At 58.3% G+C, this 14455-nt stretch carries 15 protein-coding genes; 7 read left to right on the forward strand and 8 right to left on the reverse strand.

The window, feature by feature from the left end; all coding sequences use genetic code 11:
- Nucleotides 1-47: 47 nt before the first annotated feature.
- The 5 genes from xdhC to IFU29_RS02000 form a co-directional block, all read right to left on the reverse strand.
- Nucleotides 48-821 carry a xanthine dehydrogenase accessory protein XdhC gene (gene xdhC, locus IFU29_RS01980; protein WP_191932434.1) on the reverse strand — a complete coding sequence of 258 codons (774 nt, stop codon included), beginning with the start codon at nucleotides 819-821 and terminating at the stop codon, nucleotides 48-50.
- Nucleotides 814-3177 (reverse strand): xanthine dehydrogenase molybdopterin binding subunit, encoded by a 2364-nt coding sequence (gene xdhB, locus IFU29_RS01985; protein ID WP_191932435.1) that lies wholly within the window; start codon nucleotides 3175-3177, stop codon nucleotides 814-816. The genes xdhC and xdhB overlap by 8 nt, the downstream gene beginning before the upstream one ends.
- Entirely contained in the window at nucleotides 3167-4612 is a 1446-nt protein-coding gene (gene xdhA, locus IFU29_RS01990; protein ID WP_191932436.1) for a xanthine dehydrogenase small subunit, read from the reverse strand. The genes xdhB and xdhA overlap by 11 nt, the downstream gene beginning before the upstream one ends.
- Complete coding sequence (gene guaD / locus IFU29_RS01995) at nucleotides 4609-5940, reverse strand: guanine deaminase (protein WP_191932437.1); 1332 nt, start codon at nucleotides 5938-5940, stop codon at nucleotides 4609-4611. Before guaD ends, xdhA begins: the two co-directional genes overlap by 4 nt.
- Before the next feature lie 71 nt (nucleotides 5941-6011).
- Entirely contained in the window at nucleotides 6012-6254 is a 243-nt protein-coding gene (locus IFU29_RS02000; RefSeq protein ID WP_191932438.1) for a hypothetical protein, read from the reverse strand.
- A gap of 73 nt (nucleotides 6255-6327) precedes the next feature.
- Between IFU29_RS02000 and ydfG the strand changes: the two genes are divergently transcribed.
- Complete coding sequence (ydfG, locus tag IFU29_RS02005; protein WP_191932439.1) at nucleotides 6328-7074, forward strand: bifunctional NADP-dependent 3-hydroxy acid dehydrogenase/3-hydroxypropionate dehydrogenase YdfG; 747 nt, start codon at nucleotides 6328-6330, stop codon at nucleotides 7072-7074.
- Nucleotides 7075-7096: 22 nt separating this feature from the next.
- Here the strand turns inward: ydfG and IFU29_RS02010 are convergent, their stop codons facing one another.
- Nucleotides 7097-7423: a YnfA family protein gene (locus IFU29_RS02010; RefSeq protein WP_191932440.1), complete on the reverse strand. Its 327-nt coding sequence runs from the start codon at nucleotides 7421-7423 to the stop codon at nucleotides 7097-7099.
- A 138-nt stretch (nucleotides 7424-7561) separates the two neighbouring features.
- On the opposite strand from IFU29_RS02010, the gene IFU29_RS02015 reads away from it, so the two are divergent.
- Nucleotides 7562-7909 carry a DUF1283 family protein gene (locus IFU29_RS02015; protein ID WP_191932441.1) on the forward strand — a complete coding sequence of 116 codons (348 nt, stop codon included), beginning with the start codon at nucleotides 7562-7564 and terminating at the stop codon, nucleotides 7907-7909.
- 52 nt (nucleotides 7910-7961) lie between these two features.
- Complete coding sequence (locus IFU29_RS02020) at nucleotides 7962-8258, forward strand: DUF1161 domain-containing protein (RefSeq protein WP_191932442.1); 297 nt, start codon at nucleotides 7962-7964, stop codon at nucleotides 8256-8258.
- Nucleotides 8259-8310: 52 nt separating this feature from the next.
- Here the strand turns inward: IFU29_RS02020 and IFU29_RS02025 are convergent, their stop codons facing one another.
- Entirely contained in the window at nucleotides 8311-9768 is a 1458-nt protein-coding gene (locus IFU29_RS02025) for an MDR family MFS transporter (RefSeq protein ID WP_191932443.1), read from the reverse strand.
- A 313-nt stretch (nucleotides 9769-10081) separates the two neighbouring features.
- Here IFU29_RS02025 and IFU29_RS02030 point away from each other — a divergent pair, with 313 nt between their 5' ends.
- The 4 genes from IFU29_RS02030 to osmV are packed head-to-tail and all read left to right on the forward strand — an operon-like array spanning nucleotide 10082 to nucleotide 13534.
- Nucleotides 10082-10795: an ABC transporter permease gene (locus IFU29_RS02030; RefSeq protein ID WP_191932444.1), complete on the forward strand. Its 714-nt coding sequence runs from the start codon at nucleotides 10082-10084 to the stop codon at nucleotides 10793-10795.
- A gap of 19 nt (nucleotides 10796-10814) precedes the next feature.
- Nucleotides 10815-11738 (forward strand): glycine betaine ABC transporter substrate-binding protein, encoded by a 924-nt coding sequence (locus IFU29_RS02035; RefSeq protein WP_191932445.1) that lies wholly within the window; start codon nucleotides 10815-10817, stop codon nucleotides 11736-11738.
- A gap of 9 nt (nucleotides 11739-11747) precedes the next feature.
- The gene (osmW, locus tag IFU29_RS02040) at nucleotides 11748-12395 is read left to right on the forward strand and encodes an osmoprotectant ABC transporter permease OsmW (protein ID WP_191932446.1); all 648 of its coding nucleotides are present in this window, start codon (nucleotides 11748-11750) and stop codon (nucleotides 12393-12395) included.
- Complete coding sequence (gene osmV, locus IFU29_RS02045) at nucleotides 12395-13534, forward strand: osmoprotectant ABC transporter ATP-binding protein OsmV (RefSeq protein WP_191932447.1); 1140 nt, start codon at nucleotides 12395-12397, stop codon at nucleotides 13532-13534. Before osmW ends, osmV begins: the two co-directional genes overlap by 1 nt.
- A 30-nt stretch (nucleotides 13535-13564) precedes the next feature.
- On the opposite strand, the gene licT is transcribed toward osmV, so the two are convergent.
- Nucleotides 13565-14428, reverse strand: a complete 864-nt coding sequence (gene licT / locus IFU29_RS02050; protein WP_191932448.1) for a BglG family transcription antiterminator LicT — start codon at nucleotides 14426-14428, stop codon at nucleotides 13565-13567.
- Nucleotides 14429-14455 lie beyond the last annotated feature (27 nt).

Below are 14455 nucleotides of genomic sequence, written 5' to 3' on the forward strand. Positions count from 1 at the left end.
ATGTAGCTGAACTCTCAGCATAATCGCCAGAGGACGGTCGTGCAAAATCATTGCCGCCGTTGATAACAGGCAACGATCTCCCCGGCGACCGCGACGGCGATTTCAGCGGGCAGCTTGCCCGTCACCTCCGGCAGACCAATCGGGCAGTGCAGGCGATCTATCTGCCCGCGGCTGAAGCCTTTCCCTTCCAGCCGGTATTCAAAGCGCTGGCGCTTGGTCGCCGAGCCAATCATGCCGACATAGGCAGCATCGTCACGGCGCAGAATGGCCTCGCAAAGCTGCTGGTCGCGCGGATGGTGATGCGTCATCACCACATAGTAACTGCCTGCTGGCATTTGCCTCACCTGCTCTGTCGGATCCTCGGGGCAGCAGACAGTGACGCCCTCCGGCACACGTGAAAACTGTTCCGGCCGTTCATCGACCCAAAAAACGTGACAGGGTAACGTAGCCAGAATGCTCACCAGCGCCTGCCCGACATGTCCGGCACCAAACACGGCGATCTGGGGCTGCGGCTGTATCAGCGGTTCAAACAGCACGCTGCACACCCCGCCGCAGCACTGCCCGAGACGGGCCCCCAGGTTGAACTGTTCGCAGCGCGCCTGTGAATGACCGTTGAGTAACATGTCGCGCGCAATAGCCACCGACTGATGTTCCAGATGGCCGCCACCGATGGTCAGCCAGGTCGCAGTGGCGGACACCACCATCTTGCTGCCGCGATCGCGCGGCACGGATCCGCGATCGTCCAGCACCGTCAGCAGCACGCAGGGCTCACCGCGATCGCGCAGATTGGCCAGAATAGTGATCCAGTCGTCGCTACGCATGCCCGCCTCCTGCACGCTGTTTCTCTGCGCCCCAGAACACCCGCTCCGGCGTAGCGGGCGCATCCAGCAGCGGGTGCTGACGATAACCGCCAATGCTGGCCACCGCATCCTGTAATGCACACCAGACCGAAATGCCCAGCATAAATGGCGGTTCACCCACCGCCTTGGAGTGGAACACCGTGTCCTTCGGATTTTTTCGATTTTCGACCAGCGTGACCCGCAGGTCGTGTGGCACATCGCCAATGGCTGGAATTTTATAGCTGGCCGGGCCGTCGGTCAGCAGCCGCCCCTGATCATTCCACACCAGTTCTTCCGTGGTCAGCCAACCCATGCCCTGTACAAAGCCCCCCTCCACCTGCCCGGTATCTATAGCCGGGTTGAGCGAGGCACCGACGTCATGAAGGATGTCCGTACGCAGCAGCCGATACTCGCCGGTCAGGCTGTCGATCAGCACCTCCGCACAGGCTGCGCCAAACGCAAAGTAATAGAATGGCTCACCGCGCCCGGCCAGGCGGTCATAGTGGATCCCCGGCACGCGGTAATACCCGGTGGCCGACAGTGGTACCTGATTCAGCCAGGCCAGCTGCGCCACCTCCGCAAAGCTGAAATAGTTTTCACCGACCTGTACCACGCCGTTACTGAATCGCACCTGTTGCGCTTCGCAGGCGTGCAGCCTGCACAGCATGGCGACCAGACGGTCGCGCAGGATCTCCGCCGCGTTCTGTGCCGCTTTACCGTTAAGATCGGTACCGCTGGAGGCCGCCGTCGGGGAGGTATTGGGCACTTTGCCGGTGTCGGTGGCAGTGATCTGAATACTGTCGATGTCAATTTGCAGCACTTCCGCCACAATCTGCGCCACTTTGGTATTCAGCCCCTGGCCCATCTCCGTACCACCGTGGTTCAACTGCACCGTGCCGTCGGTGTAAATCAGGAGCAGCGCGCCCGCCTGGTTGAGAAAACTGGAGGTAAAAGAGATGCCAAATTTTACCGGAGTCAGCGCCAGGCCGCGTTTCATCACCGGGCTGGCCGCGTTGAAAGCGGCGATCTCCGCCCGTCGTGCGGCATAGTCTGCGCTCTGCTCAAGCTGTGCGGTGATCTCATCCAGCAGGTTATCCTGTACCGTCTGATGATAATGGGTGACGTTGCGCGTCTCTTTGCCGTAGTAATTACGTTTGCGCACCGTCAGCGGGTCAAGGCCCAGCTCGCGGGCGATATGGTCCATAATCTGCTCTATCGCGACCATGCCCTGCGGTCCACCAAAGCCGCGATAGGCGGTATTGGAGGCCGTATTGGTGCGGCAGCGGTAGCCTGTGATCAGCGCATCGCCCAGATAATAGGCATTATCGGCGTGAAACATCGCACGATCGACAATCGATCCGGAAAGATCCAGGGAATAGCCGCAGTTACCCGCCAGGTCAATTTTTACCCCGCTAAAACGGCCCCCGGCATCCACGCCAACCTCGTAACGAACAAAAAAGGGATGCCGCTTGCCGGTGGTCAGCATGTCATCGCGCCGGGACAGACGCATTTTGGCCGGTCGTCCGGTCAGGCGTGCCGCCACTGCGCACAGGCAGGCGACACCTGCGGCCTGGGTCTCTTTACCACCAAATCCCCCGCCCATACGGCGCATATCGATGGTCACCTTGTTCATCGTCAGGCCCATCACCGACGCTACGAGCTTTTGCACCTCGGTCGGGTTTTGCGTGGATGAGTACACCTGAAGGGCGCGGTCTTCACCCGGCACCACCAGCGCCACCTGTGTTTCCAGGTAAAAGTGCTCCTGCCCGCCGATATGAAACTCTCCGCGCAGGCGATGCACCGCTTTTTTTAGCGCCGCATCTGCATCTCCGCGCCGGTGGACATGCGGCTGCTGAACAAAGTTGCCCTGAGCGAGAGCCTGCTTTACATCCAGGATCGGGGTCAGCGGCTGACAGGTTATCACTGCCAGTGCGGCGGCCTGACGGGCCGCCTGTTCACTCTCTGCCGCCACCACCAGTACCATCTGCCCGACGTATTCCACGATCTCTTTTGCCATCAGCGGATCGCCAGGTTCCAGCGGCCCGATATCCAGCTCGCCGGGCACGTCCTGCCAGGTCAGCACCTGAACTACGCCCGGAACACGATAGCAGGGCGCGACATCAATGCTGAGAATGCGCGCATGAGCATGTTCGCTGAGCCGGGGCCAGAGATACAGCATGCCGGGCAGCTCCAGGCGATCGTCGATATAGCGCGCTTCGCCGCTGACGTGCATCGCGGCACTGTCGTGGCGGGTGCTTTTGCCCACGCCACCCGGAGTGTCCTGTTGAAACTGTTGCGCCAGCGCATCCGGTATGACGACCGGGGGTTTATGGGACATAGTCAGAGACCTCCGTCAGAGTCAGTTCACCGCTCAGTGAGGCGTGATAACGCCGCAGCAGGTTTTTTGCCAGCTGCAGGCGGTAGGCCGCGCTGGCGCGAAAATCGCTCAGGGGCTGGAAATCCTGCTCCAGGGCGCGGCAGGCGTTCTCAACCGTCGCGGCGGTCAGCGGCTGCCCCAGCAGTTGTTGTTCACAGTGAAAGGCGCGTCGGGGAGTTTCCGCCATACCGCCAAAGGCGATACGCACGCGGCTGACCCGGCCTGCGTCATCGGTGGCCAGCGTAAAGGCGGCAAATACCGCCGAGATATCGTCCTCACGCCGTTTTGAGACCTTCCAGGCGCGGAAATGCTCTTCCGTTGCGCTATGGGGGATCGCCACCGCCCGGATAAACTCGCCCTCACGCAGTGCCGTTTTGCGGTAACTAAGGAAAAAATCCGCCAGCGGCAGGCGACGCTGCTGGTCGCCCTGCTGCAGGATCAGGGAGGCATCCAGCGCCAGCAGCATCGGCGGCATATCACCAATCGGTGAGGCGTTACCGATATTGCCGCCCAGCGTACCGAGGTTACGGATCTGCTGCGAGGCAAACCGCGCCAGGATCTGCGTCAGCGCCGGGATCGCTTCGCCCAGCCATTGCCAGCATGCACTCAGGGATACCCCCGCGCCTATCACCCTCTCGTCATCATGACTGACGCACTGCTTCAGCTCATCGATCTGGCCAACCGCGATCAGCAGCGGCAGGGTTTCGCCGCGTTGTGTAACCTGCAGCGCGAGGTCGGTACCGCCGGCCAGCAGCATCGCCCCGGGGTGAGCGAGCAACGCATCACTGAGCTGTTTGATGGTTTTCGGCAGCAGGCAGCGGTTGCCCTGCCAGCGGAGTTCCTGCATCTCCGGGGAGTGCAGTGACAGCAGTTGCGCCACGGTGGCCGCCTCCTGCTGCTGAAAGCTGTCTGTCCCCTCTGCAGCGCAGGCCTGTCGCGCGGCGTCGACGATGGGCCGGTAGCCGGTACAGCGGCAGAGGTTACCGGCCAGTGCCTGCTCTATCTGGTGGTTTTCCGCCCCACCGCCGTTTTTTTGCAGGGTAAAAATCGACATCACAAATCCGGGAGTACAGAAGCCACACTGTGAGGCATGGCAGTTCACCATCGCCTGCTGTGCGCTGTGCAGTCCCTTCGGCTGGCGCAGATCTTCCACGCTGATCAGCTGCTTGCCCTGCAAATGGCTGACAAAGGTCAGGCAGCTGTTAACCGTCTGGTAACGCATGCGCCCTCCCTCCACGTGGCCAAGCGTCACGGTACACGCGCCGCAGTCGCCGGAGGCGCAGCCCTCTTTCGTGCCGCAGCGGCGCTGATGCTGGCGCAGATAGTTCAGCACCGTCGTATTGGGGTCGATATGGTCCTCGCTGACCAGGCGCTGGTTAAGTAAGAACTGGATCATGCGGCCTGCTCCTTCTCGTCACGCTGCCATACGCAGCGGCCGTTGACCCAGGTGGCGGCAATATTGCGGTCGTCGCCCAGGGTCATCAGCACAAACAGTTGCTCCCAGATATCGCGGCTGTTGGCGTGACGCATCTGCTGCAGCGGCGAAACTGCTGGATCGAGCATCATAAAATCCGCCTCTTTACCCGGCATGAAATTACCAATCTTTCCATCCAGATCCAGGGCTCTCGCCCCACCCAGCGTGGCATGGTAAAACGCCTCACACGCGGAGAGCTTATAGCGCTGAAGCTGGCCTACCTTGTACGCCTCGCCCATTGTCTGCAGCAGATTAAAGGTGGTGCCTGCCCCGACGTCAGTGCCGATCCCCATTTTGACCCCTTTATGCCAGCAGGTGTTCAGGTCGAACAGGCCGCTGCCGAGAAACAGGTTCGACGTCGGACAGAAGGCCACCGCCGAGCCGGTGTGGTGCAGACAGTTCCACTCGCTGTCGTCCAGATGCAGGCAGTGGGCAAACACGCTGCGCTCACCGGTCAGCTGATACTGATGATACACATCCAGGTAGCCGCTGTGTTGGGGGAACAGGGCTTTTACCCACGCCACCTCCTGCGGATTTTCGCTGAGATGCGTATGCAGCCAGGTGTCCGGAAATTCTTCACGCAGCTGCTGCACTTTCGCCAGCAGCGCCGGGGACGACGTCGGGGCAAAACGCGGCGTCAGCGCATAGCCCAGGCGGCCATGACGGTGCCAGCGTTCAATCAGTTCCCGGGTCTGCCGGTAGCTCTGCTCCGGCGTTTCCATCAGAGCGTCCGGGCCGTTGCGATCCATCATCACTTTACCGGCAATCAAGCGCATCTCCAGCGCTGAGGCGGCGGTAAACAGGGCCTCGACAGACTGCGGATGGACGGTGCCAAAGACCAGCGCGGTGGTCGTGCCGTTACTCAGCAACTGCTGCAGAAAAAAGTCTGACATGCGGGCGGCGTGCTGTGGGCAGTGATACTGGCTTTCCACCGGGAAGGTGTACTGATCCAGCCACTCCAGCAACTGTTCGCCAAAGGCACCGATCATCTCGGTTTGCGGGTAATGGATGTGCGTATCGACAAACCCCGGCACAATCAGCCGGTCACGGCAGTCCAGCAGCGTCCTGCCGTCCTGTAGCAGATGACGGCCCTCCTCCCAGTCCCACAACCCGACGACCGTACCGCCATCCAGCAGCAGCAGGCCATCATCAAGATAGCGTGCCGCCTCGGGCAGCTGTTGCGGTTCTTCCACCGTTCGGGTGATATCAAAAAAACGGGCGCGAATGGCCTGGGTATAGTGCTGTGTCATAACTGTTCCTTAAAATCAGGCCGCGATGCGGGTCGGCAGTGCGGGATCGTATCGCTTAAGATTTGCAAGAGTTATGCCATTCGTCCAGTTTTCAATTTTTCTCTTTTATTCAAATGGTTACAAAGAAAAAGAGGGGTGAAGGCGCATTTTAAAAGAGTAAAACGGTTGCGCAACCGGTTGCTAAAAAGGCAACCGATTGCTCTGAAGTAAAAAACACCCGGCCCGCGCATTCTGCCCGCCTGTAGCGCACTGCCATAAGGCAGGCCAGGCGGCGACTGCACGCTGTTGGTGCAGCTTTTCTTATTCGTCACCATCAATAGCGCCTTATCAGCTCTGCCCTGAAATGATAAGGTGGGAAAAATCTAAAACGGGTTAAGGAACAGCGAGATGATTGTATTTGTTACCGGGGCGACCGCCGGATTTGGTCAGAGCATTACCCGCCGCTTTATCAGCCAGGGCCATCAGGTGATTGCTACCGGCCGCCGCCAGGAACGTCTGGATGCGCTGAAAGAAGAATACGGCGACAGTATTCACACGCTGGTGCTGGACGTGCGCGACCGTGCGGGCATCGACGCGGCCGTGGCCTCCCTGCCTGCGGCGTGGCGCAACATCGATATTCTGGTCAACAATGCCGGACTGGCGCTGGGCATTGAGCCTGCACAGCGTGCCAGCCTGGAAGACTGGGAGGATATGATCGACACCAACAACAAAGGCCTGGTGTATATGACACGCGCGCTGCTGCCCGGCATGGTGGAGCGCAATGTCGGTCATATCATTAATATCGGCTCTATCGCCGGCAGCTGGCCGTATCCGGGCGGCAATGTTTACGGTGCCACCAAGGCGTTCGTCCGCCAGTTCAGCTTTAACCTGCGCACCGACCTGCACGGCACCGCACTGCGTGTGACCGATATTGAGCCGGGCCTGGTTGGTGGTACGGAGTTTTCGAACGTCCGTTTTAAAGGCGATGACAGCCGCGCCGACAGTGTGTATGACGGTACTGAACCACTGACGCCGGAGGATGTGACCGAGGCCGTGTGGTGGGTGGCCACCCTGCCAAAGCACGTCAATATCAGCGCGCTGGAGATGATGCCGGTCGGTCAGAGCCAGGCGGGTCTGCGGGTACATAAAGCGTAATTCAGTCTCTCCGGGTCTGTTTTCAGGCCCGTCCCCACCCCGCGACAATAATCAGCATGCCGCAAAATGCCACGGCAGCACCGACCCAGTCGTAGCTGCTAAGTTTTACCCCGTCAACGATACGTAACCACAGCAGCGCGGTGACCACATACACGCCGCCATAGGCCGCATAGACGCGACCGCTGGCCGCCGGATGCAGCGTCAGCAGCCAGACGAACACCATCAGGCTGAGTCCTGCAGGCAGCAGCAGCCAGGCAGACGCGTTCTTTTTTAGCCACAGGTAGGGCAGAAAGCAGCCAATAATTTCGGCCAGGGCCGTAGCAAAAAACAGTAATGTTGTGGTCAACACAGGGACTTTTCTCTCTTAATGTTCAACGGCGGTACCGCACGGCTGGTGGGTGCCCGAAAGCTGGTGATATACTACAACACATGATCTGCCAAGTGCAGATGCCGTGGCTGTATGCTCCCCAACAAGGAAACGAACATCATGAAAACTGTAAAACAACGTCTGGCTAAGGCCTCTTTGCCGTTGCTGCTGCTGACCGCGCTGTTTTCCGTTCAGCACGCTGCCCAGGCGCGCACTGACCACCTGATTATTCAGGATGGCGATAATGCGCTGACGAAAGAGCAGGCCCGCGAACAGAAAGAGCAGTGGGATGCCACTCACCGCCTGCGTGGCAAAGTGAATAACCGCGTGGAAAAAGAGTTTGACCGGGTGGATCAGGCTTTTGACACCCAGGAAGGCTGTGAAAAGAGCATGAACCTCAATGCGTACTGGGAGCCTAATACGCTGCGCTGCCTCGATCGCCGTACCGGTCGTGCTGTTACGCCATAAGCTGACTTTCCTGCTATAGTTAGCGCAGATTTCATGCAAAAAGGATGAACAAATGAAAGGCATTAATTGGGTATTAACCGCACTGCTCTTTGCCGCACCGCTTGCGGTACAGGCTTCGTGCGAAACGGTCAAAGCGGATATTAATCAGAAAATTATTAATAATGGGGTTCCCGCTTCTGGCTTTACGCTGGATGTGGTTCCTAACGATCAGGCGGATCAGGCTGGCGGACAGGTTGTCGGCCATTGTGAAAACGACACGCAGAAAATTGTTTATAAGCGCAGTGGTAACGATGCTGACAGCAGCGTTCCTGCCAGCGCCGGCACCTCGCAGGATGCCCCGGCACAGTAACGTATGACCCCGGCGGGGTGACCGGCAAACCGGCCCACCCCCCTCTCCCGTCTCAGATCGGCTTTTCTGCCGGAACAAAGCGCGAAATCACCAGACTCATCCCCGCGATAACGGCCGAAACGGCAAACACCCAGTGCAGCGAATGCGCGATTTCATTCAACATCACCGTCAACGTTGACGGGTCAATCTGCTGCCGCTGGCCGTGTGACATCACCTGCTGCACCGGATCGGTATCGTCTGGCAGGCGCAATAGCAAATTGTAGTTCAGCACCGCGCCCATCACCGCAGTGCCGAGTGCCGACCCGAGCATGCGGCTAAACATAATCGATGCGGTGCAGATACCGCGAATGGCGAAGTCTGCGGTGTTCTGCACGGCAATAAGGAAGGTGGTGCTGGTCATGCCCATTCCCGTCCCGATCACAAAGGCGAACAGCCCGGCGTGCCACACCGGACTTTCACGGTGCAGCGTCAGCAGCAGACCGGTACCGAGGATCAGCAGCACCGAGCCCAGCAGCGCGGTAAAACGGTAAGAAGTACGCTGCATCAGTCGGCCACTGAGGGTACTGGCCAGCGGCCAGCCGATCGACATCATGGCCAGCGCACTGCCCGCCTGCAGCGGCGTGCCGCCGTTAACCCCCTGTATCCACGTCGGCAGAAAGGCACTGATGCCCATCATGGCCGCCCCAATCATCAGATTGCCCGCGTTACCGGCCAGCAACGTGCGGCTGCGCCAGATCGCCGCCGGGAACAGCGGTTCGCGGGCGCTGCGTTCGTGCCGTACCAGTGCTATCCCGGTCAGCACGGCCAGCAGCAACAGTCCCACCACCCGCGTAGCACCAAGCGCCTCAGCCTGTAACAAGGCCACCAGTAGCGCACTGACGGTCAGCATCAGCCACGCGCTGCCCGCCAGGTTAAGCCGGTGCGGGCTGCGCGCTTTCGACTCCGGGAAGAAGCGCGCCAGCAGCAGCATTGACAGGATGCCAATGGGCACGTTGACCCAGAAAATCAGTGCCCAGTTGAAATGCTGTACCAGCCAGGCTCCGGTCAGCGGCCCGACAATGGCGGCAACGCCCCAGACGCTCGACAGCCATCCCTGAACGCCAGCCCGCTCTTTGGGCGGATAGACATCGGCAATAATCGTCGAGGTCAGCGGCATAATGGCCCCGGCCCCTAACCCCTGGAAGGCGCGGAACAGGATCAGCCAGCCCATATGGGTGGCGAACCCGCACAGCACAGACCCGACAAGAAACAGCCCGGTGCCGATAAAGAACATGCGTTTGCGGCCCCACAGATCGGCCAGCCGCCCGTAAATCGGCACGCTGACCGCCTGGGTCAGCAGATAGATAGAAAAAACCCAGCCAAACTGCGAAAAACCGCCCAGTTCAGCAATGATGGTCGGCATCGCGGTGGCCACGATAGTCACTTCAATCGCCGCCATGAACATGGCCAGCATCGAGGCAATCAGGATCCAGTGGCGTGACTTAACGGGCGTAGCAATTGATTCCGACATGGTGTCCCTTTCTGAAGTAGAGCCTGAAAGTGTGGATGATATTTCGCACGGCAGTTTCCGAATTGTGCTTATTTTTACTTTTGTGACGGTGTCACCTTTTGACGATGAATTTTTTCATCGTTAATTTTTCCTGTGCTATCAAGGGCTGCAGGCACATTTAGCGAAAAAGTATCCTACTGATTTTCAGCCAAAAATTTGCCAGTTCTGCCGTTTCGCTGCTATAGATTTGAGGGCTAGTTTACCGGGTAAAGTGATAATCGCCCATGAGATCAACACTTTTAATGCTTACCCGCGTTCCAGGGAGAACACTGATATGCAACCTACCACGCTGTTACGGCGTGCCTTACTGGCGGCGCTTTTTATTGCCGCGATCGTTGCCCTGCTGGTCTGGGGGCTGGGGTTTGAAACCATTAAGGCAAAACGCGTCGATCTGATCTATCTGGGCCAGCAGCACATGACGCTGGTGTTCTGGTCCATGCTGTTTGCGCTGCTGGTGGGCATCCCCAGCGGTATCGCCCTCAGCCGTCCTGGCGCGCGCCGCTGGGCAGAGTACATCATGCAGATCTTTAACATCGGCAATACGCTGCCGCCGCTGGCGGTACTGGCGCTGGCGATGGTGGTGATCGGCATCGGTGACCGTCCGGCGATCGTTGCCCTCTTCCTCGCCTCACTGCTGCCGGTTGTGCGTAACACCTATGCCGGGCTCTGTTCGGTACCGTCATCGCTGCTGGAAGCGGCCGACGGTATCGGCATGACCCGGGGACAGCGCCTGCGTCAGGTCGAGCTTCCTAATGCAATGCCCGTGATGTTATCCGGCATTCGCGTGGCGATGGCGATCAACGTGGGTACAGCCCCGCTGGCGTTTCTGATTGGTGCCAGCAGTTACGGTGAGCTGATTTTCCCCGGTATCTACCTCAATGATTTCCCGACGTTGATCCTGGGGGCAGCGGCAACGGCGCTTTTTGCCCTGATCCTCGATTTATTGCTGGCCGGCCTCGGCCGTCTTCTCAGCCCGCATACGGCTTAAAAATAACAGGGAGCTGACTATGGCTGGTACCCCCCTTCTTTCCCGCTGGCTTCAGGCGAGCGCGCTTGCCCTGGCGGCATCACTGGCGTTAAGCGGTATGGCCGCTGCCGCGCCTATTGTCATGACCACCAAGAGTTTTACCGAGCAGCATATTTTATCTGCGCTCACCACGCAGTATCTGCGTAAACAGGGCTTTGAGGTTGAACCCAAGACCAATATTGCTACCGTGATTGCCCGTAACGCGATGATCAATAAACAGGTCGACATGGCCTGGGAGTATACCGGCACCTCGCTGATTATTTTCAATAACATCACTCAGCGCATGTCGTCAGAGCAGGCCTATCAGACGGTGAAAAAGCTGGATGCAAAGCTGGGGCTGGTGTGGCTGAAACCCGCCCCGATGAATAACACTTACGCCTTTGCGATGTCCGCCGAACGTGCGAAAGCCGAAAACATTGAGACTCTGTCGCAGCTGGTGGCGAAAATTGAGCAGGTGCGTAAAAACGACCCTGACCACAACTGGATGCTGGGACTGGATTTGGAGTTTGCCGGACGTTCAGATGGGCTTAAACCCCTGCAGAAAGCCTACAATATGCCGCTGGATCGCCCGCAGATCCGCCAGATGGATCCGGGACTGGTGTATAACGCCATTCGTGACGGTTTTGTTGACGCCGGACTGGTATATACCACCGACGGCCGGGTAAAAGGCTTCGAACTGAAAGTGTTGAAAGATGACAAAGGTTTCTTCCCCAGCTATGCGGTGACGCCGGTGGTGACCGAGAAAGCGCTGCGGGATCATCCGGGTCTGGAAGCGGCGCTGAATAAGCTGTCGCCGCTGATCACCGACGAAGCCATCACTGAAATGAACAAGCGTGTGGATATCGACCACCAGTCGCCTCAGCAGGTGGCCCGTGATTTCCTGACATCCCACAACATGCTGTAAGGAGGCTTCGTGGAGACGATCCATTATATGATTGATAATGCCGGCTATCTCGGCACCCTCACCTTTCAGCACCTGTGGCTGGTGGCGCTGGCCGTCGGTTTCGCCATTGTTGCGGGCGTGCCGCTCGGTATTCTGATTGTGCGTTTTAAATGGCTGGCGACGCCGGTACTTGGACTGGCCACTATTGTGCTGACCATTCCTTCTATCGCCCTGTTTGGCCTGATGATCCCGCTTTTTTCACTGATCGGTCAGGGCATTGGTGTCCTGCCCGCCGTCACAGCGGTGTTTCTCTATTCTCTGTTACCGATTGTGCGCAACACCCACACGGCGCTGGAAAATCTGCCCGACGGCCTGCGTGAAGCGGGACGCGGGATTGGGATGACTTTCTGGCAGCGCCTGCGCTGGGTCGAAATTCCTATGGCCCTGCCGGTGATTTTTGGCGGTATCCGCACGGCGGTGGTGATGAACGTCGGCGTGATGGCCATCGCAGCGGTGATTGGCGCGGGCGGTCTTGGCCTGCTGCTGCTGGATGGAATTAGCGGAAGCGATATCCGCATGTTGATTGCTGGTGCATTAATGATCTGCTTACTGGCGATCGTGCTTGACTGGCTGCTGCACCGTTTGCAGATAGCACTGACACCTAAGGGGATTCGATAATGATAAAACTGGAAAATCTCACCAAAACCTTCAGGCAGAAAAACGGCAACAGCTTTAATGCCGTCGACAACGTCAGCCTAAATGTCCCTGAGGGTGAGATGTGCGTACTACTCGGCCCTTCCGGCTGTGGTAAAACCACCACGCTGAAAATGATCAACCGGCTGATCCCGTCCAGCAGTGGTAAAATCCTCATCAACGGTGAAGACACCAGCGGGCTGGATACCGTGACGCTGCGTCGTAATATTGGCTACGTCATCCAGCAGATTGGCCTGTTCCCGAATATGACTATTGAAGAGAACATCACCGTGGTGCCGCGCATGCTGGGCTGGGATAAGCAGCGCTGTAAGGCGCGTGCCAGCGAGCTGATGAGCATGATGGCGCTGGATGCGAATAAGTTTCTGCAGCGCTACCCGCGTGAAATGTCGGGCGGCCAGCAGCAGCGTATCGGCGTCATCCGCGCACTGGCGGCAGATCCACCGGTGCTGCTGATGGATGAGCCGTTCGGTGCCGTCGACCCGATTAACCGCGAGGTGATCCAGAATGAGTTTCTTGATATGCAGCGCCAGCTGAAAAAGACCGTGATGCTGGTCAGCCATGACATTGATGAAGCGCTGAAACTGGGTGACCGCATTGCCGTGTTCGGTCAGGGAAAGATCGTGCAGTGTGCCAGCCCGGACGAGCTGCTGGCGAAGCCGGCCAATGAATTTGTCGGATCGTTCGTCGGCCAGGACCGTACGCTGAAGCGTTTGTTACTGGTGCAGGCGGGCGATGTCACCGACCAGCAGCCGACCCATACCGTGCAAAAGTCTACCCCGCTGGCGGATGCGTTCGGCATGATGGACGATCACGATTTGCGTTCGATTACGGTGGTCGACGAGGACGGCCGACCGCTGGGCTTTGTTAAGCGCCGTGAAGCGCGCGGTGCCAGCGGCGTCTGTGCCGACAGGCTGCATCACTTTACCGTCACCGGTAAAGCCGAAGAGAACCTGCGCGTGGTGCTGTCCAAGCTGTATGAACACAATATGGTGTGGATGCCCATTGTCGACGAGGACGGTCGCTACAGCGGAGAGATTTCCCAGGACTATATTGCGGACTACCTGAGCTCAGGCCGCACGCGCCGGGTGCTGAACCCGGCGTAAACTTTCACAGCATGTGAGGAGATGAGGCCATCAGGCCTCATCTTTATCATCATCCAGCGCCAGCGTCTCCTTCCTGACACGCTCAATATGGATTGTTAAAAACATCCGCTCCTCACTGCCCAGCGCGTAGTCGTAATTCTTTCTCACATGGCGATCAATTTTGTCCACGCACCGGTAGGCCGCAGGATAACGATCGCGAACCACATCGTGCAGCGATTCGTCATCGCTATAAACGCCGCGTTTTCCCAGCATCCGCTGCGAGAAAAATTTTAGATGGGTGACAAAGCGGTTATAACTTAGCGAGTCGGGCTGATAATCGAGCTGTAGCTGGTACTTCACCAGATGCAGGATCTCCTGCATAAATTTAGTGATGTGCATCACTGCGGGCATCTCGCTGCCCAGCTGGGCATTAACCAGATGCAGGGCAATAAACCCGGCTTCATCCTCCGGCAGTCGTACCTGCAGGCGCTTTTCGATAATATCCAGCGCCGCCAGCCCGATTGCATACTCCTTCGGATAGAGGCTTCGGATCTCCCACTGCAGCACGTTACGGATCGGCAGGTTTTGCTGATGCCGGGTCAGGGCAAAATTAACATGATCGGTCAGCGCAATAGCCAGACTGTCATGAAGCGGACTACCGAGCTGCTCCCGCGCCAGCGCAATGATACATTCTGTGGCAATCACTACCTCCAGCGGGATTTCAGACAGCAGTTCGCCCAGACGCCCGGTCAGCTCCTGACTTTTCAGCGCAAAGGTTTTTTCAACCAGCGCCGGATCGAATTCTTCTCCGCTGCGCTTTTTAAACGCCAGCCCACGACCCATCACCACCAGTTCATGCCCCTGTTCGTCATGGACAATGACCACGTTATTATTTAACACTTTTGCTATTTTCATTTCCCGGCCTGAAAACAAAAAAACCTG

The sequence above is a fragment of the Erwinia persicina genome, from assembly GCF_014838825.1.
GTDB classification, from domain to species: Bacteria; Pseudomonadota; Gammaproteobacteria; order Enterobacterales; family Enterobacteriaceae; genus Erwinia; species Erwinia persicina_A.